Below are 21,795 nucleotides of genomic sequence, written 5' to 3'. Positions count from 1 at the left end.
GTTCCCATGCCGAACACGGAAGTTAAGCTCTTCAGCGCCGATGGTAGTTGGGGGATCTCCCCCTGTGAGAGTAGGACGTCGCCAGGCAGATATGTGGAAAGAGTAGCTCATTGTGAGTTGCTCTTTTTTTGTTACTCGTTATTTGATTTATAGTTTGTTTTATAAATTCTAAAATTTGGTAAAAGACGCATAAAACAAAAAAATGACGCAAATATCACCGAAAACGACGCAAATAATAAAATTATGACGCAATTCCCTCCGATAATGACGCAAAAAATTAAAAAACGACGCAATTCCTTTGATCCAGTACCTCTACATGATACATCTCCAACCAATAAATTCGCTAATACTACTGTTAAAAACCTCTATTCCAAGCCTAGAGACCATTTTTAACAAAATAGATCCCTTTCATTACTCATTTTTTCATTTATCATGAGTATTTAAGTCAATCCATCCTTAAAACTATCAATATTCATTCCTCTTAATCTCTAATTCTAAATGATAACGAATGAAGATCGGATATCCGACTTCTGACAACTAACCCCCTCAACATACCAACTCACTCAACCATCCACTCCACCACTCCAAATCAACCCTCAAAATTGCTAATCCCCACCCTTCTAACGTATTATTTAAGTAAGCGAATAGAACAAGGAGAGAAGAACATGACGACCATTTATGATTTCACGGTAAAAAGAGCGAATGGATCTGTAACGTCACTGGAAGAGTATGAAGGGAAAGTTATGCTGATTGTGAACACAGCCAGCAAGTGTGGATTTACACCCCAATTTGAAGAGCTGCAGGGCCTTTATGAAGAGTACAAGGAAGAAGGGCTTGTTGTTCTTGGATTTCCATGCGATCAGTTTATGAATCAGGAGTTTGATAATCAAGATGATATCATGGAGTTTTGTCAGGTGAATTACGGAGTATCGTTCCCGATGTTTGCCAAAGTTGATGTAAAGGGGAAGGAAGCTCACCCACTGTTTACCTTTTTAACACAAGAGAAAAAGGGTGTCCTTCTTTCAAGTATTAAATGGAACTTCACTAAGTTTTTAGTTGGAAAGAATGGAGAGGTGTTTGATCGATATTCTCCTCAAACCAACCCGCGTAAGATTGAGGAAGATATTAAAAAGCTCCTGGCAGAATAGAGAAAGAGGCAGTTAACCTGCCTCTTTTACCTATATCTTCTCTTTAAGGATTTTAAGTAATAGAAATGGTGATTTTTCCGTAGTTAAGTTGATAAAGGTAGTGATGATTGGATAATCTTCATTTGTACGATTTTTTAAAAGCTCCACCCACCATTCTGTTTCGTACCTCGCAATCATGCTCAGATTGTATAGTATGGCGTAGTGTATGAGTACTTCAGGAATGGTTGTGGCTTCGTTGCGAATTCCTGGTAGGGCCAACCTGCGTTTATTCAGGTGCCATCTGAATGGGAGGACTTCCTCAGCTGAAGGAGCCAGTAATGAGTTGGAAGAACTCCAACTCAGATTCCCCGTCATTTTTTCACTTAAGTATTGTTTGAACAAGTCCTCAGACATATGAAAATGTGAAAGCAAAGAGTCATCGATGGTCAACTCATGCCGTTGAGTGAACCAGAACATAGTTTTCTTTTGAAACAGCACAAGAAAAGCTTCTTCAAGTTCTGGTATCTGTACAAGTAGGTCTTCCATTTTGTACTTTTCACCAACGATGTGTTTCACGTGGAACACGAGGTCTGAAAAGTGTGTAAAGAGACCATTTTTCTGCACCTTTACTTCGTCCTGTAAAAATCGATACTGCTGCTTTTTTCTTTTTCTTGAGGTTATTCCATGAGCAAGTACGGTGGTCGTTTCGGGATATGCCGGATCTTCTGTTAGCACGATGGCTTTAATAAAGTGAATATAGCCATAAAAGAGTAAAATGGGTTTAAGGGATAAGGGAGACATCATGGCCTGTTTATAATAAAGCTCTCCTTGTTCCAAGTAGTACATGAACGGGTAACAATTGTCATAGCTTTTCATCTCCGCTTGAGAAGACCCGATTTTTTCATAGCATTTTTTTAGAAACTTCTGGGAGTATTCTGCCGACTGAAAATAGTGGATGAAGTCCCAATGTTGGAGTATTTCTTTCACGAAATCACCTTCTAATTATTCTGAAAAATTAAATTAATCCTATTCATCTTGACAGTATTTTAACCAATTGATAACCTACTAATAATATTTTGGGACTAGGGAGGCCGAAAACATGTGGGATTCTAAATTTGCTAAAGAAGGTTTAACGTTTGACGATGTCTTATTATTACCAGCCAAATCAGAGGTGTTACCAAAGGATGTCAATATCTCTGTTGAGTTAACGGATTCAATCAAGTTAAATGTTCCTGTCATCAGTGCAGGAATGGATACTGTAACCGAGGCTGAAATGGCAATTGCAATGGCTCGAACAGGTGGACTGGGTATCATCCACAAGAATATGAGTATTGAACAGCAAGCTGAGCAGGTCGATAAAGTAAAACGTTCTGAAAGTGGAGTTATCTCTGATCCTTTCTTTTTAACTCCGGATCATCAAGTCTTTTCTGCAGAACACTTGATGGGCAAATATAGAATTTCCGGTGTTCCGATTGTGAACAACGAGCAAGAACAGAAGCTTGTCGGGATTTTAACCAATCGTGACCTTCGATTCATCCAGGATTATTCGATCCAGATTTCGGACGTCATGACGAAGGAGAATCTTGTAACAGCTCCTGTTGGCACTACCCTAGACGAAGCGGAAAAAATCCTTCAGCAATATAAAATTGAAAAGCTGCCTTTGATCGATCAAGAAGGAACTCTTAAAGGGTTGATTACGATCAAGGATATTGAGAAAGTAATTGAGTTCCCGAACTCAGCTAAAGATGCTCAAGGGCGTTTATTAGTAGGTGCAGCTGTTGGTATTTCAAAGGATACACTAACCCGTGTAGAACAATTAGTAAAAGCCCATGTGGATGTGATTGTCATCGACACGGCTCACGGACATTCTGCTGGTGTCCTTTCTATTGTTCGTGAAATTCGCGAAGCTTATCCAACATTAAATATCGTGGCGGGTAACGTAGCGACAGCTGAAGCGACAAGAGAATTGATTGAAGCAGGTGCGGATGTGGTCAAGGTTGGTATCGGACCAGGTTCAATCTGTACGACTCGTGTTGTTGCTGGTGTGGGTGTACCACAAATTACCGCTGTATATGATTGTGCCACTGAAGCAAGAAAGCATGGGAAGAGTATCATCGCCGATGGAGGCATCAAGTATTCAGGTGATATCGTAAAAGCATTGGCAGCCGGCGGACATGCCGTCATGCTGGGAAGCTTATTGGCAGGAACGTCTGAGAGCCCTGGTGAAACGGAAATCTTCCAAGGGCGCCGTTTTAAAGTATATAGAGGGATGGGATCCGTCAGCTCTATGGAAAAAGGATCGAAGGACCGCTACTTCCAAGAAGAAGCGAAAAAATTCGTTCCAGAAGGCATCGAAGGACGTATTCCTTATAAAGGACCTTTAGCCGATACATTGTATCAGCTGGTAGGAGGCTTGCGATCAGGTATGGGATACTGTGGAACAAAAGACTTATTCGACTTAAGAGAAAAGGCACAGTTCATCAAGATGACGGGTGCAGGACTTCGTGAAAGCCATCCACATGATGTCCAAATTACGAAAGAAGCACCAAACTATTCACTATAAGAAAATAATTCCAAAAGCTGATCAGATTCTCCTGATCAGCTTTTTTTATGTTGGTTGAGAGGGAAGAAAACGCCATTTATCAGAGGCCGCAAGTCCCTTGACCCATGCCAAAACTAGTCATATTCTCTGTCTATTCTTACCTTTGGAACTATGATAAAATAACGAAGGTGTACATAAAATCTTGGAGGGCTAACAGTGAAAAGAAGTTGGATTCAAAAATCTTTTGTTTGTATGATGGTTTTTATGATGGCAATGAGTATGGTGCAGAAGCCTGCAAATGCTCAAGGTGACTTGGACGTAAACGCAAAAGCTGCGATTTTAGTAGAGGCAAGTACAGGTAAGATCTTGTACGAAAAGAATTCAGATACTGCTCAAGGGATTGCAAGTATGACGAAGATGATGACAGAATACGTGTTACTTGAAGCAGTCAAAGAAGGCAAAGTGAAATGGGATCAAAAATATACGGTTCCTACAAAGATCTCAAATATGTCTCATAACGATAATCTGAGCAATGTTCCGCTAAGGGAAGAAGGAACATATAAGATTAAAGATCTGTATGAAGCAATGGCGATTGAGTCTGCAAATGCAGCAGCAATGGCAGTTGCAGAGACTGTTGCCGGATCTCAAGAAAAGTTTGTTAAAATGATGAATGATAAAGCCAAAGAACTGGGCTTGGAAAACTATAAATTTGTGAATGTAACAGGTTTGAATAATAAAGATTTAGCTCCTTATGTCGATCAAGTAGTAGGTGGGGCAGATGAAGAGAATGTAATGTCTGCAAAAGACACAGCAACTCTTGCTTATCGCCTAATGAAAGATTTCCCGGAAATATTGGATACAGCCAGTATTTCGAAAAAAACATTTGCTGAAGGTACAGAAGATGCTTTCGCTATGAAAAACTGGAACTGGATGCTTCCTGGATTAATCCGTGAGTATGAAGGCATGGATGGTTTGAAAACAGGTACAACTGATTTTGCTGGTGGATGTTTTACAGGAACAGCTGAAAGAGACGGAATGCGTTATATTACAGTGGTTATGAACGTAGATGTTAGCTCTGGTGAAAATTCCTATGACGCACGTTTTAATGAAACAAGAAAAATGTTAGATTATGCTTTTTCTAACTTCACAATGGAAGAAGTCCTTCCTGCTGACTATCAAGTCAAAGGTCAAAAGACAATTCCGGTTGATAAAGGAAAAGAAAAAGAAGTCAAAATCAAAACCGATGCTCCTTTGAGTATGGTGATCAAGAACGGTGAAGCAGATCAATACAAACCTAAATTTGTATTGGACAAGAAGAAATTAAACGAAGATGGTGAACTGACGGCTCCTGTAAAAGAAGGGGAAAAAGTTGGGTACGTCATGTTAGAAGCGAAAGGCAAGAAAGATTTAGGATACCTTACGGATAAAGGGACGAATGCTTCAAAAGCATCTGTTGTAACAGTGGATGGTGTGGAAAAAGCAAACTGGTTCGTCCTTTCCATGAGAGCCGTTGGTGGATTCTTCGGAGATATCTGGGATTCCATTACTTCTACGGTTAAAGGCTGGTTCTAATTCAATGAAACACCAAGACTTAAGTTGCACAGGGTCTTGGTGTTTTTTCATAATTGTACCTATGTAGGGGACTCTACAAAGGGACTGATGGAATGCTTGTCTGGCCTGACCAAGCCGCTACTGCTTTTCGAGTTGTCCAGCTCCAGCGGCTTGGGGCTCGAGGTCATAAGCCAAGTCACCCAAAAAGGCAAAGTACGCCTTTCCAGGTGACTCGTCTTATGCTTGTCGCCCCAGAACGAGCCGCTTCCGCTTTTCGTCATGTCTAGCTCCGGGGCTTAGAGGCTCGAGGTCATAAGCCAAACATGCCAAAAAGGCAAAGTGCGCCTTTCCAGCATATTCATCTTATGCTTGTCGCCCCAGAACGAGCCCCCTCCGCTTTTCGTCTTGTCTAGCTACAGCGGCTAGTCCCTCGAGGTCATAAGCTAAATATGCCAAAAAGGCAAAGAACGCCTTTCCGGCATATTCATCTTATGCTTGTCGGGCCTGACCAAGCCGCTTCCGCTTTTCGTCTTGACATAAGCTTGTTTTTATTGTTTATTTAGCAGTAGGGTTACATAATCATTCCGAGTGTTTTAGTCGCGTTTTCTTCCTTTTATGGAAAGTTTCGGGACAGGCATGGGATAAATATAAGGGGGATACAGATATGAAGACTGGTACAGATCGTGTAAAAAGAGGTATGGCTGAAATGCAAAAAGGCGGCGTCATCATGGACGTTGTCAATGCAGAGCAGGCGAAAATTGCTGAAGCTGCTGGTGCGGTAGCGGTAATGGCTTTAGAACGAGTTCCAGCAGACATCCGTGCTGCAGGTGGAGTAGCAAGAATGGCAGATCCTCGCATTATTGAAGAAGTGATGGGTGCCGTGACGATTCCTGTAATGGCAAAGGCTCGTATTGGTCATATCGTAGAGGCGAAAGTACTTGAATCAATGGGTGTCGATTACCTTGATGAAAGTGAAGTATTAACTCCTGCTGATGAAGAGTACCATTTAAATAAAAGAGATTTCACTGTTCCATTCGTATGTGGATGCCGTGATTTAGGCGAAGCTGCACGCCGTATCGGTGAAGGTGCATCGATGCTTCGTACGAAGGGTGAGCCGGGAACTGGTAACATCGTGGAAGCGGTTCGTCATATGCGTAAGGTAAATGCTCAGGTTCGCAAGCTTGTAAGCATGAACGAAGATGAAATCATGACGGAAGCAAAGCTGCTTGGAGCTCCATACGAATTATTATTAGAAATTAAAGAAAACGGTCGTTTACCTGTTGTAAACTTTGCTGCAGGCGGAATTGCCACACCAGCTGATGCTGCTCTTATGATGGAACTGGGAGCTGACGGAGTATTCGTAGGTTCGGGTATCTTTAAATCAGAGAACCCTGAGAAATTTGCAAGAGCGATTGTAGAAGCGACTACTCACTACCAGGATTACAAGTTGATTGCAGAGCTTTCAAAAGAGCTTGGTGTAGCTATGAAGGGTGTAGAAATTGCTTCTATTTTACCTGAAAACCGCATGCAAGACCGTGGATGGTAAGGTGTGATTCTATGTTGAACATCGGTGTATTAGGACTTCAAGGTGCCGTCAGAGAGCATGTGCGTTCCATTGAAGCCTCAGGTGCCAACCCCATCGTCATCAAGCGTGTGGAGCAGCTGGAGGAGATTCAAGGACTGATCATGCCCGGTGGGGAAAGTACGACGATGAGAAGGCTGATTGATCGCTATGGATTTATGGAGCCGTTAAGACAATTTGCTGCGGATGGTAAGCCGATCTTTGGAACGTGTGCAGGCTTGATTCTCTTGGCGAAGCATATCGTCGGGTACGATGAGCCTCATTTAGGAGTAATGGATGTGACGGTGGAACGTAATTCCTTCGGCCGTCAGAAAGAGAGCTTTGAAGCGGATCTTTCCATTGCCCATGTAGGGGAAGGATTCAATGCCGTCTTCATTCGTGCACCACACATCGTGGAAGCGGGAGAAGATGTTGAAATCCTGGCGAAACATGATGGACGCATCGTCCTTGCCAGGCACGGACAGTTCCTCGGTTGTTCCTTCCATCCTGAATTGACAGAGGATCATCGTTTGACTGCATTCTTCGTCGAGATGGTGAAGGAAAGCATGGAAAAAACAATCGCATAATTCTATTGCAAAATGGAAAACATTGTAGTAGATTATGAAATAACCAATAAAAATTTAAATCGTTGATAGGAATTAGTAGTAAAGAAGGCTTGCCTAAGAGAGTCGATGGCCGGTGAGAATCGATGCAAGAGCTTTACGAATCCATCCTTGAGTGAAGTACTGAATGAAGTAGGTATTTTCGGTGATTCCGTTACCATCTCTTAAGAGGAAGATGCTCTGCGTCTTCAATTAGGGTGGCAACGCGGAAACCTCCGTCCCTTTTACCAGGGATGGGGGTTTTTTATTTTTTTATAAAAAGGAGAGAAAGAACATGTTAGACATTCGATATTTACGTAACAATCTGGAAGATGTAAAAGCGCGCCTACAGCACCGCGGTGAAAATTTGGAGGACTTCGGCAAGTTTGAAGAGCTTGATAAAAGAAGAAGAGAACTGCTTGTGGAAAGTGAAGAGTTAAAGAGCAAGCGTAATGAAGTGTCCCAACAAATCGCGGAGCTTAAGAAAGAGAAAAAAGATGCTCAGGACATGATCGTGGAAATGCGTGAAGTCGGGGCAATGGTAAAAAAATTAGACGATGAATTAAGAGGTATCGAAGAAGAATTAGAACGCATTCTTCTATCTATTCCTAACATTCCTCATGAGTCTGTACCTGTTGGTGAAACAGAAGATGACAATATTGAAGCACGTAAATGGGGAGAAGTCAGGGAATTTGATTTCGAAGCACAGCCCCACTGGGATGTTGCCACAGGACTTGGAATCCTTGATTTCGAACGTGCAGGGAAAGTGACGGGTAGCCGTTTCGTTTTCTATAAAGGACTTGGAGCAAGACTTGAAAGAGCTCTCATCAACTTCATGATGGACCTTCACATGGATGAGCATGGCTATACAGAAATGATTCCTCCATTCCTTGTAAACAGAGCGAGCATGACTGGAACTGGTCAGCTTCCTAAGTTTGAAGAAGATGCGTTCAGAATTGAAAGTGAAGACTATTTCTTAGTCCCGACTGCCGAAGTACCTGTGACGAATTATCATCGTGATGAAATCCTGAAGGCTGATGAACTGCCGGTAAGCTATGTCGCATACAGCGCAAACTTTCGCTCTGAGGCAGGATCTGCAGGACGTGATACTAGAGGTTTGATCCGTCAGCATCAATTCAACAAGGTTGAGCTTGTCCGCTTTGTTAAGCCTGAAGATTCTTATGATGCTTTAGAGGAGTTAACAGGGCATGCTGAAAAAGTACTTCAATTACTTGGTCTGCCATACCGCGTATTGTCTATGTGTACAGCGGACTTAGGTTTCACTGCAGCCAAGAAATACGACATTGAAGTATGGATCCCGAGCTACGGAACGTACCGTGAGATCTCTTCTTGCAGTAACTTTGAAAGCTTCCAGGCGAGACGTGCCAACATCCGTTTCAGAAGAGAGCCAAATGCGAAACCTGAACATGTGCATACATTAAATGGATCTGGTTTAGCGATTGGCCGTACAGTAGCCGCAATCTTGGAAAACTACCAGCAGGCAGATGGCAGCGTCATCGTTCCAGAAGCCCTGCGTCCGTATATGGGTGGAGTAGAAGTCATAAAGTAAAGGTTTTTCAGCCAGTCAAAAGAAGTCTCACGGGTATTTGTGAGACTTCTTTAAATTTATTTTAGAAATATCCTTGACTCCATTTGGTCACCATGATATTATTATTCTTGTCGATACGGAGGAATACCCAAGTCCGGCTGAAGGGATCGGTCTTGAAAACCGACAGGGGTGTAACAGCCCGCGGGGGTTCGAATCCCCCTTCCTCCTCCATTGATTTTTTTATAACCATAGCGCATAAACATTGGAGATAGAATTCGTTACATTTTATGTAACGAATTTTTTTATTATGTGGGCGTGACTGATGGCCCCGGTCCATTTACTTAAGGTTTCGAATGTCTTCTCTTAAATGGGTACCCTGTGTATGATTCAGCACTCCCATATTTGTTATATGCATCCGTGCTTCTTCATCCCCGAGCAAATAGATCTTCGCATAGATATCCCTCATCGATTGATCATACCGATCATCTTCAGGTGAATTGTGGTATTGACGAAATGGAACCTGTGCTCGTCTCATGGTCGACATGTCATCATCATAGTTCTCGTTAAAAAGCATTTTCAGCTCGTTTACTTCCGTAGGAGTGGCAGATATGCGAAAGCTGGGGCTTGCGCTTTGATTCGGGTCCTGCAAGATGTCTCCGCTGCTGATATCTACAAAATATATTTGTTTCGTTTCCATGATTTTTTCATCTCCTTAATTCAATGATTGTTTTTACATATACCTCTTTTCGAATGGAAATAAACGGATGTATCACTTTAAAGAAGCGAGTAGTAGTTGATTTCCGCTCCAATCAACCCTCGGAACATACTCTTACTAAAGTTTCATCAGCAGCTACTATTTTTTAAAAGGGCTGTTTTCCCAAAGATTGTTGCTATTTGCATCCAAACTTAGATTTACGATGCTCTGTCATTTAGGTTGTGGTGCAGGAGGGTGAAGGGAACTGCTCCGCCTTCCACGGACGTTCGGCCGAGCCTCCTCAGCAAAAAGCGCTTCTGGGGTCTCGGCACGCCCGTTTTCCGTAGGAGTCTACGCAGTTCCCTTCACCCTCTAACGTAGTAAGTAGTTGACAGAGCAAAAGGGTATGTGACCATCAGTTTAAAAGAGTAAAGGACTATGAAATAAAATCAGTCGCGGCAACGAATGAAAAAGCAGTTGCATATGCAATCTCCACATTTCCTTTGTGATAGTCAAACTTTTCGTCAGTTGATTCTCGCTGCAGGTGCTCGACTCCTGCGGGAAACGCTGGACAGCACGAAAAGCGGAGGCGGCTCGTTCAGCTCCGACAAGCATAAGATGAATGGGCTAAGAAGGCGTTCTTTTGCCTTCTTGGACCATTTAGCTTATGACCTCGAGGGGCTAGCCGCCGTAGCTGGACAGGTGAGACCCCGCAGGCGAAGCCGAGGAGGCTCACCGCCAGCCCCGCGGAAAGCGAGCACCTGTAGCGGAAATCAACCGCCACTCGCTACATCCAAAAGCAACAATGTTTACGAAAAAAACCTTTAAAAATAATAAAAGAGACTACTTTTTCCATATAGGATTAAGTAGTCTCTTTTATATATTCAGCTCTTCAACATTCTCGTCTGTTCAATGAAATACCCGATTCTTTCAACGATCGGCTCGATAGAGTTTTGGTCGTTGACGAGATCGTATTCGCTGATGTCGAGTCTTAGGACCGGACATGCGTTAAAGGAATTGATCCAGTTTTCGTAGCGTTCGTGCATTTCTTCCCAGTAGGCAACAGGTGTTTGCTGTTCCATCGGGCGACCGCGTTCACGGATGCGATCCACGACATTATCGATGGATCCTTCCAGATAGATCAACAGGTCAGGGTGTGGGAAATACGGTGTCATGACCATGGCATCGAAAAGGCTTGTATATGTTTCATAATCGATTTCACTCATATTTCCTTTTTCATAATGCATGCGGGCGAAGATGCCTGTATCTTCATAGATGGAGCGGTCTTGAATGAAGCCGCCGCCATATTCGAAGATTTTCTTCTGCTCTTTGAAGCGTTCTGCCAGGAAATAGACTTGAAGGTGGAAGCTCCAGCTTTTGAAGTCTTGATAAAATTTATCGAGATATGGATTCGTATCCACTTTTTCAAATGACGTGCGAAAGTCTAAGGCGTTGGCCAATCCGTTCGTCATGGTGGATTTCCCGACACCGACCGTTCCGGCGATGGTGATCACGGCATTGTTCGGGATCCCGTATTTAGTGCGAAGATTCATGATAGTGAACTCCTTTTTTTAGTGTAGTTTCTAATTGAGTAAGAATATGATCCAGATCCTCTTTATTCTGAACGAAGTCTACGTGGTCACCATTATAGCGAAGAACAGGGATATCCGGGTGTGTTTCTTCAAATGTATTCATATACTCTTCATAATCAAGGGATAATTGCTTCAGATACAGCGGGCTGATTTTCTTTTCGAAATCCCGACCTCTTTTTTCAATTCGCTTCAGGAGTGTATCTAAGCCTGCGTTCAAGTAAATGACCACATTGGGTCTCGGCATATCTGTTGTCAGGATGTCATAGATATTGAGGTATTTCTTGAATTGCTGTTCATCCTTCAACGTGCGTTTTGCGAAGATGATGTTTTTAAGAATATGATAATCTGCTACGACAGATTTGTTCTGAGATAGGTAGTGTTTCTCGATATCTTCCAGTTGTTTATATCGATTGCATAAGAAAAACATCTCTGTTTGGAAGCTCCATTCTTCAATGTCATCATAAAATTTATCTAAGAATGGATTCTCATCTACGATTTCTTTTAAAAGATGAAATTGAAAATGATCGGAAATCGCTTTTGCAAGAGAGGTTTTTCCTATTCCAATCGGGCCTTCAACGGTAATGAAAGGAATGCGCCCCATTAATTGTCCTCCTCATATTACGGCAGTTTTCTCAATAATAATGTAAAAAATTACGACAGGAATTATTGTAACACAATATATGGATGGTTTGTTCAGCATATTTCCCGTGGTAGAGAAAACCATCCTGTCATTATATCGGCTTTCTGTAAGGAGATTTTATGTAAACGCAAATAAAAAGCTGAAGGATGGGTGTTTATAGATTTACCCATCCTTCAGCTTCTATTAATTATCTTTTGACGACGTTAAAATTGTCGGAAATTAACAACCAGTTTTGAGGGAAGGAGAGACCGAGTTTCCAGTAGCTCATCCCCCTCAATTTCAATTCTTTCATAAGATCGAATTTAGCCTGGATACTACGTGCATCCTCAAACCAGACTTCATGATCTTTTCCGGTGTTTGCATCACGGTACTTGAAGAAAGGTGCCTGTGCTTTCTGATCATAGTCGATTTTGACATTATTATCAGCGGCAATCTTAATGGCTTGCTGAGGACTGATGGCTTTCGCTGTACTTCCCTGTACAAAGGGTAGGGTCCAGTCATAACCATATAAATTCTGCCCCATGAGAATTTTGGATGGCGGCATTTCAGACACGGCGTATTCAAGGACTTCCCGAACCGGTCCAATCGGAGAGACCGCCATGGCAGGACCGCCGCTGTAACCCCATTCGTACGTCATGATGACGACGAAATCGACAATCTCACCATGTGCTTTATAATCATGCGCCTCATACCATTTCCCTTTCTGGTCCGCACTGGTCTTAGGGGCCAGGGCGGTGGAGAGGAGCCATCCTTCCTGATTGAAACGCTTTTTTGCTTTTCGTAAAAATTGGTTATATGCTTCCTTGTCCTGTGGACGCAGATATTCAAAGTCGAAGTGGATATCCCTGAATCCATATTTCTTGGCGGTTTTGACGACGTTATCCAGGAATTTATTCTGGATGGCCTGATCGGTTAACAGAATGCGCCCCAGTTCATCACTGAATGTCCCATCTTCTTGATTGGTGATGGCCATCATCATGACATTATTATTGTTTTTTCCGGTTTGAATCAGATTTCCAAGTGGAGGCTCTTTCAAAGTACCGTCCCGTTTGGCTTGAAAGCTGAATGGAGCAAGGTAGGTCAGGTATGGGGCAGCTTCCTTGGCACTATCTTCAAGGTTTTGGGACACTTCTTTACCATAAGGCTCGACATATCCATTAAACTCCGCTTTCCCCTTTGGCTTCTGTGGAATGTATAAACGAAACCCCACCTGCAAAGGCTGGTTAGGAGATATTCCATTCACCCGCGCCAGTTCCTGATAAGGGACTCCTGTCTTCTGACTGATACTCCAGAGGCTATCACCGGGTTGAACAAAGTAAAAACTTCCTATGATCGGGATGACCAATGACTGGCCGATCACTAAGTTATCGGGATTCGGAAGTTCATTCGCATCCACTATATCTTTCACTGTTGACCCATACGCTTGGGCGATGCCAAATAAAGATTGGTTCGGCCGGACAACATGTATTTGCATAAACAAACCCTCCTCTATTTCATTCACTATAATCAGCCTATGAAATAGGAGGAATGAATATGTTTAGGCAAAAAAATTATAAGGTGCTTTCGGTTGGTTCAATATTCGCCTTTAAAACGTTTTTCATCATGGTCAAGGCGTAGTGGTTATCTTCTTCACTGACGGAGGCGATGGCGTCACCGGGCACCATCAGATTAAACTCTCTCATATACGCATCGTTGGCCGTGAAGAGGACGCAAATATTTCCTGCAATACCTGTAATGATCAGGTTTTTCACGGACAGATGATGAAGGAGAGTGTTTAAGGCAGTTCCATAAAAGGCGGAATGCTTCGGTTTGATAAGAAAGTAATCGTCTTCTGCCGGTTGGAGCGGGGTCATGATTGCATCGCTCACTTCGTTGTGACATTTCTTATAAATCTCTTTGTAATCTGCTTTCCAAAGCTCATAATGGTCGTTAATATAGATGGTAGGAAGCTGATGCTCCCTGCAATGATTACGAAGTGAGTTAATGGGATCGATAATATTGGCGGTGTGTTGTGCCAGGGTCTCCCCGTGTTTGAAATCAAATGGATTCATAATGTCTATGACCAGGAGAGCGGTATCGTTAGGTATCATATGTAAGCCCCTTTCTTTTATAGTTTGCTGTGAAAGGGGATATTTTATAAAGATAAGAGAAATAAATTTATGGGAGTACAGAATGGGTATGAGAGAAGAGCAGTTTATGAAAGAAGCATTAATAGAAGCAGAGAAAGCGGCGGCAATCCAGGAAGTTCCGATTGGGGCGGTGATTGTCATGGACGGCGAGATCATTGCCCGGGCACATAATTTGAGGGAGACGAGCCAAAATGCTATCACTCATGCTGAAACACTGGCCATTCAGGAGGCGTGTAAGAAGCTTGGCACCTGGCGACTGGAAGGTGCAGAGCTTTATGTTACACTGGAGCCGTGTCCGATGTGCAGCGGTGCCATCATCCTGTCCAGAATCGAGAAAGTCGTGTACGGGGCAAGAGATCCGAAAGCGGGTTGTGCCGGGACGTTAATGAACTTGCTTGAAGATGAACGCTTCAATCACCAATGTGAAGTAGTCCCCGATGTTCTTGCCGACGAGTGCGGCGGAATCCTTTCCCGTTTTTTTAAACATTTAAGGGAACGGAAGAAGGAAGAAAAGAAGAACAGGAATACGCGTCTGTAAATAACTTACAGCATTCTGCCATTGCTTTTTACCGTATATCCTAGTATACTTAATCTTGCGTCGCACTAATGACGCAACTAAATATGGTATCAATTTTGCCGTGCTAGGTGGGGAGGTAGCGGTGCCCTGTACTCGCAATCCGCTCTAGCGAGACCGAATTCCTTTCTGAGGCTCGCACTCTGTAGGGCCTGCCTCAAGTAAGTGGTGTTGACGCCTGGGTCCTGCGCAATGGGAATCCATGAACCATGTCAGGTCCGGAAGGAAGCAGCATTAAGTGGAAGCTCCCATGTGCCGCAGGGTTGCCTGGGCCGAGCTAACTGCTTGAGTAACGCCTATGGATGCTTGTCGACGAAAGGTGCACGGCAGTTTAAATTATATACAACCAACTCATCCATTTTCGGATGAGTTTTTTGTTTTTATTACGGTGTGATGTTGATACTGAAATGATCTTCGGTTTTCTTTGTAAAAGGGATTTAGATTACGTTATAATAGAGACATTACAGTACATAAAAAAGAGGGGGGAGTATTTTGGCATATCAAGCTTTATATCGTGTGTGGCGTCCTCAGTCATTTATTGATGTAGTGGGACAGCAGCATGTAACGAAAACGTTGCAAAATGCCCTCCTTCATCAGAAGATTTCCCATGCCTATTTATTCTCGGGACCAAGGGGGACAGGGAAGACGAGTGCGGCAAAGATCCTGGCCAAAGCCGTTAACTGTGAGCGTTCACCTGTAGCGGAACCTTGTAATGAGTGCGATGCGTGTAAAGGGATCACGGACGGTTCGATCCCCGATGTCATTGAAATCGATGCGGCTTCCAACAACGGGGTGGAGGAAATCCGGGACATCCGGGACAAAGTCAAATATTCTCCAAACGTAGTGGAATATAAAGTCTACATCATAGATGAAGTCCATATGCTGTCCATCGGAGCATTCAATGCGCTCCTGAAAACGTTGGAGGAACCGCCTAAACACGTCATATTCATACTGGCGACGACGGAGCCCCATAAGATTCCCCTGACGATCATATCCCGTTGTCAAAGGTTTGACTTCAAGCGGATCACTGCGATGGATATAGTGGGAAGAATGAGTCATATCGCTACCGAGTCTGGTGTGAATTTTGAAGAGAATGCCCTGACGATCATTGCGAGGGCAGCTGAAGGTGGAATGCGTGATGCTCTCAGCCTGCTCGATCAAGCCATCTCCTTCAGTCAGGACAGGGTGACGGTGGAGGATGCCCTGACCGTAACGGGTGCCGTTTCCCAAGGTTATTTGAACACGCTGGCGAAAGCGATCCTTGAAAGGGATGTCACGACCGGCTTAGGTGCCCTGGAAGAGCTCCTGTTTCAAGGGAAGGATCCGGCAAGATTCGCGGAAGACTTCATTCTTTATTTCAGGGATATGCTGTTATACCAAACGGCACCAAACCTTGAGGAATCCCTTGAAAGAGTCATGCTTGACGATGAATTCAAAGAATTGGCCGGACAAACCCAGCCTGCGCAAATTTATCAGTACATCGACGTCTTGAACCAGGCCGGACAGGAAATGAAGTTTACAAACCATGCCAGGATTTACCTGGAAGTGTCCATCGTCAAGCTTTGTCAGATGGAAGCACCGGCAGCGGCTTCTTCTCCTGAAGTGAACGAGATGATGAAGAAGATCCAGCTTCTTGAAAGAGAGATTGAGCAGTTGAAGGCAAACGGGGTTAAGGTACAGGCAGAGCCCGCCCAACAGACCGCGAAGAAACCGATCCGGGCGAAGAAAGGGTTCAGGGCTCCTACCGGTAAGATTCAGGAAGTACTCCGAACGGCCACGAAAGAAGACCTTAATCTCATCAAGAGCCGATGGGGAGACATGGTGGAAACGTTAAATCAACGCCAAATGCGTTCTCAGTCGGCACTATTAAATGATGCTGAACCTGTCGCAGCTACAAATGGCTCATTTGTGTTAAAATTCAAGTATGATATTCATTGTCAGATGGCAATGGAAAATCAAGCTTTCACATCAGCGATTGCTTCCATATTGGAAGAGCTTACAGGAAATAGCTACGCGGCTATTGGAATACCTGAAGATCAGTGGATGTCCATTAGAGAAGATTTCATCCGGAATTCCAAAACGGAGGACACAGAATCCGCCGGTGGGGATCAAGAAGAGGATTCTCTATTGAAGGAAGCTGAAAAGCTTGTCGGTATGGATTTAATAGAACTAAATGATTAATGCAGAAAAAATTAACTGGAGGTAATAGTTATGATGCGTGGAAATGGTAATATGCAAAATATGATGAAGCAAATGCAAAAAATGCAAAAGAAGATGGCGGAAGCTCAGGAGGAACTGGGTGAAAAGCAAATCGAAGGAACAGCTGGCGGTGGAATGGTAACGGTCGTTGTTTCAGGTCACAAACAAGTACTTGATGTGAAAATCAACGAAGAAGCAGTTGATCCGGATGACGTAGAAATGTTACAAGATCTTGTTCTTGCAGCGACAAACGACGCTCTGAAGAAAGCGGACGAATTAACGAACTCAACTATGGGTCAATTCACTAAAGGAATGAACCTACCGGGAATGTTCTAGGAGGCAATATCATGCACTATCCTGAGCCTATATCAAAGCTGATCGACAGCTTTATGAAATTGCCGGGAATCGGGCCGAAAACGGCGGCCCGCCTGGCATTTTTTGTTCTTAGTATGAAAGAGGATACGGTATTGGACTTTGCGAAAGCATTGGTCAATGCGAAACGGAACCTGAGCTACTGTTCCGTCTGCGGGCACATAACGGATCAAGATCCCTGCTATATATGTGAGGATCAAAGACGTGATCGAAGCATCATCTGCGTGGTGCAGGACCCTAAGGATGTCATTGCGATGGAGAAGATGAAGGAATATAACGGTCAATATCATGTTCTTCATGGAGCCATTTCCCCTATGGATGGAATCGGTCCTGAAGACATCAATGTGCCGGACCTCATCAAGCGCCTTCAAAAGGATGAAGTCCAGGAAGTGATTCTCGCTACCAACCCGAACATTGAAGGGGAAGCGACAGCTATGTATATTTCGCGGCTTGTCAAACCATCCGGCATCCGGATCACAAGGATTGCCCATGGCCTTCCTGTCGGTGGAGATCTCGAGTATGCAGATGAAGTAACGTTATCGAAAGCCCTGGAAGGAAGAAGAGACGTATAACGAAGGAGAGGATACCTATGTTTTTCCGAAAAAAAGGAAAGCTGAAAAAAGAGTATGACCAATCCTTACTACACGTTTTAGACGAAACCAAGGATCATTGGAATCAGCAGCGTTCCATCGAAGAGATGAGTGTGGATTATAATTTGAATATCCATTGTCATTCTAAAATAGCAGAAGCAAAATATTTTTTTCTCTTCAGAGAAGCAAAACATAGAAAGATCGTCATAAAAAGGTAGACAACCTTCATATCCTTTCAATAAGAGACTTTTTATGTTCTATGTTGAGAGGAGAGAAGGGTATGAACCCAGTTATCGTCATCGCGGTGATCAGCGGTCTGATCGTACTGCTCTTAGCGACGGGGACCCCTATCAGGCCACTGAGGTTTGTGGGACAAGTTGCTATGAAGGTCATGATCGGAGCATTGTTTTTATTTTTCCTGAACGCCTTTGGCAGTCAGTACGGAATACATGTTCCAATTAATGTCGCGACCTCATCGATCTCAGGAATATTAGGTATTCCTGGGGTAGTGGGACTTACGGTGATTCAGATGTGGATTTTATAACGGTCAGTAGACTGATTGAAGAAGGGCAGTCGAGATTGTCAGGTAACGTTTCTTACCTGGATCTTGATTGCCCTTCTTCTTTATTTACTCAAAAACGTTTTTGGCATAACAACAGCTGTTACTACACCACGGGCGCATAAAGTTCCTTCTGCAAAGACTTCTGTTTCCACTTTAAACTTCTTCGGGTGAATTTCTTGAACTGTGCCTACCGCTTTTAATGGTACATCGTGAGGAGTCGGTTTCATGAAGTCGACTTGCAAGGATGCCGTCACGAATCGAGGGGGGGCTTGTCCATCTCCGACTTCCCCGCCATTTTTTTGGTGAAGAGCAATCGCGGCTGAACCAGTACCATGACAATCGATTAATGAGGCAATCAACCCGCCATACACAAATCCCGGCAAAGCCGTATGTTCAGGTTTTGGCGTGTAGATTGTGACCGTATGATCTCCTTCTACCCCTGTGCGGAAATGGTGCCCATCTTGATTTAATCGGCCACACCCATAGCACCATGCAAAGTCATCGGGATATTGGTCCTGGATGGCCCGGACAATTTCATTCATATATTGATCTCCTTTCAATTAAACCTTACTCTCTAGTAGTCTTCTATATGAAGGATCGAATTCCCTTCATTACTGAAAGAGGCTATATCTCCTTTACGAATTGGCTGAATTCAATTACTATTAAGGTAATTACTGATAATGAATATCAATATCGATTTTTATATACGAGGTGGAACACCATGAACTTAAGTCAAATTCAAAGGAACGAAACCTTTCACATATCTGACTTAACCGAGCTTCACCCATTTGTCAAGCGACGTCTAAAGGACATGGGAGTGGATAAAGGCAGTGAGGTAAAGGTCATCCGTTACTGTCTCTTTGGAGGTCCTTGTCTTTTGGAATGCTCAGGTCAACGGGTGGGAATTCGCAGAAAAGATACAGATTGTATTAAAGGGGAACGGATGTAATGGAAACAGCACTATTGGGTAACCCCAATACCGGTAAAACGTCATTGTTCAATCAAATCACCGGTTCATACGAATATGTAGGCAACTGGAGTGGAGTGACTGTAGATAAAAAGGTCGGTCGGATCAAGAATTCTGTTTCGTCATTGATTGACTTACCTGGCGTATATTCACTCAATCCTTTGTCCCATGATGAACGTGTGGCATCGATGGCTCTCCTCCAAGAAGAGGCAGGACAAATTCTGAATATCGTCAATGCCAATCAGCTTGAACGCAGTTTGTATTTAACGGTTGAACTGTTGGAAACAAATCTTCCGACCGTGATCGTTCTTAATATGATGGACATCGCTGAAAAACGGGGAATTAAGGTGAATGTCCCACTCCTCGGTAAGTTATTAGGGGTGAAAAGTTATTCAACCATCGCTCGAAAAGGAAGAGGCTGCGAAGAAATCATTCAGCTTTTGAAAGACAGCCCGTTAGAGCAGGCTTCACCTTTCGCACTTGATTACGGACCGGTAGTGGAAGACGCCATATCCAGGATCTTATCTGTTATGGGGAACGAAGAAGACCCGAAAAAACGCTGGATAGCCGTTCAGTATTTAATCGGCAATGAGTTAATTCAACAGACTTTGGATGAATCATACCCTGGACTTCAGGCTATGAAAGAAGAGGCTGAAATGCTTCTATTGAAAGAGAAGGGTCATTCTCTTGAAGAAACAATCTACACCACACGGAAATCATTCATCCACGATATTGCAGTCCAAGTGACAGTGGATGAAAAGAAACAGGATACCCTTCCTCTAACCGCATGGCTCGATCATATTGCAACCCACCCGGTCTTTGGCATTCCTTTTTTTCTGCTAATCTTATTTGTGGTATTTCAACTCACATTCGGTTGGCTTGGGTCACCTATTTCAGATGCCCTTGATGCATTCTTTACCGGACCTTTAACAACAGGGGTTCAATATCTACTGAATCAAATGGATGCACTTCCATTTATCCAGGCAGTGATCCTCGAGGGAATCATTGCAGGAGTCGGCGGGGTTCTTGTGTTTGTCCCGCAAATATTTATTCTGTTCTTCTTTATCTCCTTATTGGAGGATTCAGGATATATGGCACGGGTAGCGGTGGTAATGGACAGGCTGATGGAGTTCATAGGCTTAAATGGAAAGGCGTTTATTCCGTTGATCATTGGCTTTGGGTGTAATGTACCTTCCATTATGGCAGCACGTACGATCGAACAGCCTAAAGAGAGGTTATTGACCATTCTTATCTCACCATTTATGTCCTGTTCTGCCCGGTTATCCGTCTATGCCTTGTTTGTGGCGGCATTCTTTAGTGAACACCAGGCTATCATTGTACTATCTCTATATGTATTGGGAATTGTAGTCGCCATATTGGTAGCCAAGATCTTTTCGTTCTTTTTACAAAACGAGAAATCGTATTTCGTTATGGAACTTCCTCCTTATAATTTACCGCAGCCTGTGCAATTGCTCAGGAGTACATGGGATAAAGGGAAAGGATTTGTGCGTAAAGCGGGTACCTTTATCTTCGGTGGGACAGTATTCATTTGGCTTTTCTCTTATTTAGGACCTGGTGGAGCGGGTGTACCAATAGATGAGAGCTTCATGGCCATCGTCAGTGGGGTGTTTGCACCGGTCTTTGCGCCGCTCGGATTTGCTTCCTGGCAAGCGGTATCGGCCTTATTTACAGGTTTCTTAGCGAAAGAAGTCGTTGTTTCAACCATGAATATTCTTTATCATGTGCCAACAGGTGATACTTTGGCTAATTTACTTCCTCAATTCTATACACCGCTGGCAGCTTATACGTTTTTAGTGTTTATATTATTATATACACCTTGTTTAGCGACTGTTGCCATCATGAAAAAAGAAACTGGGAGTATGAAACTGACTCTATTATCGATTGTGTATTCTTTTGTAGTCGCCTATATCGTTGCTTTCATCGTATATAAAGCAGGTCAGTTCATTTTCTGATTGGAGGGTATGTCATGATTGTCAGTATCGTTCTGGGACTTCTGATTTTTGGATATGCCTCTTGGATGGTCTTTGCTTTCTTTAAAAAAAGCCGTCAAGGGAAATGCGGTACATGCGCTCTCAATAAAACATGCAAATCTGGATGCGCGACTGTAAGTCCCGATCAACGCCAGAATGTATTGAAAAATTAAATTTGCTTCATTGAAATTGATAGAGAAGTAGAAAAGGATCAGCTTCCTTAATAGGGGCTGGTCCTTTCTTTCATTTCCAACATATAACCTACCGGAAATTAATTCTCAAAAAATTAAACAATAGTATTGACTCAATAGGTAAAGAGGTGCTATTATATTCCTTGTCGCCAAAACAAGGCGGAAAACAAATTTCAAAAAAAGCTTGACGCTTTATGACGAAAAATGTTATATTTAAGAGGTGCTCAAGAGAGCCCGAAGTAATATTGAACCTTGAAAACTGAACAAAACAAGACAATACGTCAACGTTAATTCTAGATTTATTTTAAAGAGCTATTCAAACTTTTATCGGAGAGTTTGATCCTGGCTCAGGACGAACGCTG

The 21,795-nt window shown here is 43.2% G+C and carries 22 protein-coding genes, 1 tRNA gene, 1 rRNA gene, 1 other RNA gene and 1 other annotated feature; of the genes, 18 read left to right on the top strand and 7 right to left on the bottom strand.

The genetic code is table 11. The features are described from left to right. Nucleotides 1-87, top strand: a 5S ribosomal RNA gene (rrf, locus tag LCL96_RS23235); the annotation flags it as partial. Between the two features lie 578 nt (nt 88-665). Beyond that, complete coding sequence (locus LCL96_RS23230; RefSeq protein WP_224945660.1) at nt 666-1,148, top strand: glutathione peroxidase; 483 nt, start codon at nt 666-668, stop codon at nt 1,146-1,148. A 30-nt stretch (nt 1,149-1,178) separates the two neighbouring features. Here the strand turns inward: LCL96_RS23230 and LCL96_RS23225 are convergent, their stop codons facing one another. Next, nucleotides 1,179-2,114, bottom strand: coding sequence for a YaaC family protein (locus tag LCL96_RS23225; protein WP_224945659.1), 936 nt, complete (start codon nt 2,112-2,114; stop codon nt 1,179-1,181). A gap of 112 nt (nt 2,115-2,226) precedes the next feature. Here LCL96_RS23225 and guaB point away from each other — a divergent pair, with 112 nt between their 5' ends. The 6 genes from guaB (at nt 2,227) to LCL96_RS23195 (ending at nt 9,163) form a co-directional block, all read left to right on the top strand. Continuing rightward, entirely contained in the window at nt 2,227-3,690 is a 1,464-nt protein-coding gene (guaB, locus tag LCL96_RS23220; protein WP_224945657.1) for an IMP dehydrogenase, read from the top strand. A gap of 231 nt (nt 3,691-3,921) precedes the next feature. Then, nucleotides 3,922-5,241 (top strand): D-alanyl-D-alanine carboxypeptidase family protein, encoded by a 1,320-nt coding sequence (locus tag LCL96_RS23215; RefSeq protein ID WP_224945664.1) that lies wholly within the window; start codon nt 3,922-3,924, stop codon nt 5,239-5,241. Nucleotides 5,242-5,884: 643 nt separating this feature from the next. Further along, on the top strand, nt 5,885-6,766 hold the full coding sequence (gene pdxS, locus LCL96_RS23210; protein WP_224945655.1) for a pyridoxal 5'-phosphate synthase lyase subunit PdxS: 882 nt from the start codon (nt 5,885-5,887) through the stop codon (nt 6,764-6,766). A gap of 11 nt (nt 6,767-6,777) precedes the next feature. Next, the gene (gene pdxT, locus LCL96_RS23205) at nt 6,778-7,368 is read left to right on the top strand and encodes a pyridoxal 5'-phosphate synthase glutaminase subunit PdxT (RefSeq protein WP_224945653.1); all 591 of its coding nucleotides are present in this window, start codon (nt 6,778-6,780) and stop codon (nt 7,366-7,368) included. Nucleotides 7,369-7,421: 53 nt separating this feature from the next. After that, nucleotides 7,422-7,630: a binding site (T-box leader), on the top strand. Between the two features lie 48 nt (nt 7,631-7,678). Continuing rightward, entirely contained in the window at nt 7,679-8,953 is a 1,275-nt protein-coding gene (gene serS / locus LCL96_RS23200) for a serine--tRNA ligase (RefSeq protein WP_224945651.1), read from the top strand. 117 nt (nt 8,954-9,070) lie between these two features. Next, nucleotides 9,071-9,163, top strand: a tRNA-Ser gene (locus LCL96_RS23195). A 106-nt stretch (nt 9,164-9,269) separates the two neighbouring features. On the opposite strand, the gene LCL96_RS23190 is transcribed toward LCL96_RS23195, so the two are convergent. The 5 genes from LCL96_RS23190 to LCL96_RS23170 form a co-directional block, all read right to left on the bottom strand. Further along, nucleotides 9,270-9,629, bottom strand: a complete 360-nt coding sequence (locus tag LCL96_RS23190; RefSeq protein ID WP_224945649.1) for a hydrolase — start codon at nt 9,627-9,629, stop codon at nt 9,270-9,272. Between the two features lie 881 nt (nt 9,630-10,510). Beyond that, complete coding sequence (locus tag LCL96_RS23185; RefSeq protein WP_224945648.1) at nt 10,511-11,179, bottom strand: deoxynucleoside kinase; 669 nt, start codon at nt 11,177-11,179, stop codon at nt 10,511-10,513. Then, complete coding sequence (locus tag LCL96_RS23180) at nt 11,163-11,819, bottom strand: deoxynucleoside kinase (RefSeq protein WP_224945646.1); 657 nt, start codon at nt 11,817-11,819, stop codon at nt 11,163-11,165. Before LCL96_RS23180 ends, LCL96_RS23185 begins: the two co-directional genes overlap by 17 nt. A gap of 226 nt (nt 11,820-12,045) precedes the next feature. Next, nucleotides 12,046-13,332: a glycosyl hydrolase family 18 protein gene (locus LCL96_RS23175; protein WP_224945644.1), complete on the bottom strand. Its 1,287-nt coding sequence runs from the start codon at nt 13,330-13,332 to the stop codon at nt 12,046-12,048. Nucleotides 13,333-13,408: 76 nt separating this feature from the next. After that, entirely contained in the window at nt 13,409-13,948 is a 540-nt protein-coding gene (locus LCL96_RS23170; RefSeq protein ID WP_224945642.1) for an isochorismatase family cysteine hydrolase, read from the bottom strand. A gap of 88 nt (nt 13,949-14,036) precedes the next feature. Between LCL96_RS23170 and tadA the strand changes: the two genes are divergently transcribed. From tadA to LCL96_RS23135, 7 genes are all read left to right on the top strand, one after another. Next, entirely contained in the window at nt 14,037-14,525 is a 489-nt protein-coding gene (gene tadA, locus LCL96_RS23165) for a tRNA adenosine(34) deaminase TadA (RefSeq protein WP_224945662.1), read from the top strand. A 98-nt stretch (nt 14,526-14,623) separates the two neighbouring features. Further along, an RNA gene (gene ffs / locus LCL96_RS23160) (signal recognition particle sRNA large type) lies at nt 14,624-14,888 on the top strand. A 165-nt stretch (nt 14,889-15,053) separates the two neighbouring features. Beyond that, a complete protein-coding gene (dnaX, locus tag LCL96_RS23155) occupies nt 15,054-16,742 on the top strand; it encodes a DNA polymerase III subunit gamma/tau (RefSeq protein WP_224945640.1) in 1,689 nt (562 codons plus the stop codon). A gap of 30 nt (nt 16,743-16,772) precedes the next feature. Further along, nucleotides 16,773-17,096: a YbaB/EbfC family nucleoid-associated protein gene (locus LCL96_RS23150; protein ID WP_173104273.1), complete on the top strand. Its 324-nt coding sequence runs from the start codon at nt 16,773-16,775 to the stop codon at nt 17,094-17,096. Between the two features lie 11 nt (nt 17,097-17,107). Beyond that, nucleotides 17,108-17,704 carry a recombination mediator RecR gene (gene recR / locus LCL96_RS23145; RefSeq protein ID WP_224945639.1) on the top strand — a complete coding sequence of 199 codons (597 nt, stop codon included), beginning with the start codon at nt 17,108-17,110 and terminating at the stop codon, nt 17,702-17,704. A gap of 17 nt (nt 17,705-17,721) precedes the next feature. Next, nucleotides 17,722-17,940, top strand: coding sequence for a YaaL family protein (locus tag LCL96_RS23140; protein WP_034766121.1), 219 nt, complete (start codon nt 17,722-17,724; stop codon nt 17,938-17,940). A gap of 62 nt (nt 17,941-18,002) precedes the next feature. Beyond that, the gene (locus LCL96_RS23135; RefSeq protein WP_224945638.1) at nt 18,003-18,266 is read left to right on the top strand and encodes a pro-sigmaK processing inhibitor BofA family protein; all 264 of its coding nucleotides are present in this window, start codon (nt 18,003-18,005) and stop codon (nt 18,264-18,266) included. An 80-nt stretch (nt 18,267-18,346) separates the two neighbouring features. Here LCL96_RS23135 and LCL96_RS23130 read toward each other — a convergent pair whose 3' ends face one another. Then, nucleotides 18,347-18,826, bottom strand: a complete 480-nt coding sequence (locus tag LCL96_RS23130) for a PaaI family thioesterase (RefSeq protein ID WP_224945637.1) — start codon at nt 18,824-18,826, stop codon at nt 18,347-18,349. A gap of 179 nt (nt 18,827-19,005) precedes the next feature. Between LCL96_RS23130 and LCL96_RS23125 the strand changes: the two genes are divergently transcribed. Genes LCL96_RS23125 through LCL96_RS23115 form a run of 3 tightly spaced genes read left to right on the top strand, consistent with a single transcriptional unit; the run spans nt 19,006 to nt 21,415 of the window. After that, the gene (locus LCL96_RS23125; RefSeq protein WP_224945636.1) at nt 19,006-19,233 is read left to right on the top strand and encodes a FeoA family protein; all 228 of its coding nucleotides are present in this window, start codon (nt 19,006-19,008) and stop codon (nt 19,231-19,233) included. Then, entirely contained in the window at nt 19,233-21,224 is a 1,992-nt protein-coding gene (gene feoB / locus LCL96_RS23120) for a ferrous iron transport protein B (RefSeq protein ID WP_224945635.1), read from the top strand. The genes LCL96_RS23125 and feoB overlap by 1 nt, the downstream gene beginning before the upstream one ends. Before the next feature lie 14 nt (nt 21,225-21,238). Further along, entirely contained in the window at nt 21,239-21,415 is a 177-nt protein-coding gene (locus LCL96_RS23115) for a FeoB-associated Cys-rich membrane protein (protein WP_224945634.1), read from the top strand. Nucleotides 21,416-21,795 lie beyond the last annotated feature (380 nt).

Source organism: Rossellomorea aquimaris (genome assembly GCF_020172085.1).
Classification (GTDB): Bacteria; Bacillota; Bacilli; order Bacillales; family Bacillaceae_B; genus Rossellomorea; species Rossellomorea aquimaris_E.
This window is presented reverse-complemented; position numbering and strand designations above follow the sequence as displayed.

Excerpts from the sequence above, each read along its gene's own strand:
- LCL96_RS23135 (WP_224945638.1), top strand. The coding sequence starts at position 18,003 with ATGAACCCAGTTATCGTCATCGCGGTGATCAGCGGTCTGATCGTACTG.
- tadA (WP_224945662.1), top strand. The coding sequence starts at position 14,037 with ATGAGAGAAGAGCAGTTTATGAAAGAAGCATTAATAGAAGCAGAGAAA.
- feoB (WP_224945635.1), top strand. The coding sequence starts at position 19,233 with ATGGAAACAGCACTATTGGGTAACCCCAATACCGGTAAAACGTCATTG.
- guaB (WP_224945657.1), top strand. The coding sequence starts at position 2,227 with ATGTGGGATTCTAAATTTGCTAAAGAAGGTTTAACGTTTGACGATGTC.
- LCL96_RS23140 (WP_034766121.1), top strand. The coding sequence starts at position 17,722 with ATGTTTTTCCGAAAAAAAGGAAAGCTGAAAAAAGAGTATGACCAATCC.
- LCL96_RS23150 (WP_173104273.1), top strand. The coding sequence starts at position 16,773 with ATGATGCGTGGAAATGGTAATATGCAAAATATGATGAAGCAAATGCAA.
- LCL96_RS23175 (WP_224945644.1), bottom strand. The coding sequence starts at position 13,332 with ATGCAAATACATGTTGTCCGGCCGAACCAATCTTTATTTGGCATCGCC.
- LCL96_RS23125 (WP_224945636.1), top strand. The coding sequence starts at position 19,006 with ATGAACTTAAGTCAAATTCAAAGGAACGAAACCTTTCACATATCTGAC.
- recR (WP_224945639.1), top strand. The coding sequence starts at position 17,108 with ATGCACTATCCTGAGCCTATATCAAAGCTGATCGACAGCTTTATGAAA.
- LCL96_RS23115 (WP_224945634.1), top strand. The coding sequence starts at position 21,239 with ATGATTGTCAGTATCGTTCTGGGACTTCTGATTTTTGGATATGCCTCT.
- pdxT (WP_224945653.1), top strand. The coding sequence starts at position 6,778 with ATGTTGAACATCGGTGTATTAGGACTTCAAGGTGCCGTCAGAGAGCAT.
- LCL96_RS23170 (WP_224945642.1), bottom strand. The coding sequence starts at position 13,948 with ATGATACCTAACGATACCGCTCTCCTGGTCATAGACATTATGAATCCA.
- pdxS (WP_224945655.1), top strand. The coding sequence starts at position 5,885 with ATGAAGACTGGTACAGATCGTGTAAAAAGAGGTATGGCTGAAATGCAA.
- LCL96_RS23190 (WP_224945649.1), bottom strand. The coding sequence starts at position 9,629 with ATGGAAACGAAACAAATATATTTTGTAGATATCAGCAGCGGAGACATC.
- LCL96_RS23185 (WP_224945648.1), bottom strand. The coding sequence starts at position 11,179 with ATGAATCTTCGCACTAAATACGGGATCCCGAACAATGCCGTGATCACC.
- serS (WP_224945651.1), top strand. The coding sequence starts at position 7,679 with ATGTTAGACATTCGATATTTACGTAACAATCTGGAAGATGTAAAAGCG.
- LCL96_RS23180 (WP_224945646.1), bottom strand. The coding sequence starts at position 11,819 with ATGGGGCGCATTCCTTTCATTACCGTTGAAGGCCCGATTGGAATAGGA.
- LCL96_RS23230 (WP_224945660.1), top strand. The coding sequence starts at position 666 with ATGACGACCATTTATGATTTCACGGTAAAAAGAGCGAATGGATCTGTA.
- LCL96_RS23130 (WP_224945637.1), bottom strand. The coding sequence starts at position 18,826 with ATGAATGAAATTGTCCGGGCCATCCAGGACCAATATCCCGATGACTTT.
- LCL96_RS23215 (WP_224945664.1), top strand. The coding sequence starts at position 3,922 with ATGATGGTTTTTATGATGGCAATGAGTATGGTGCAGAAGCCTGCAAAT.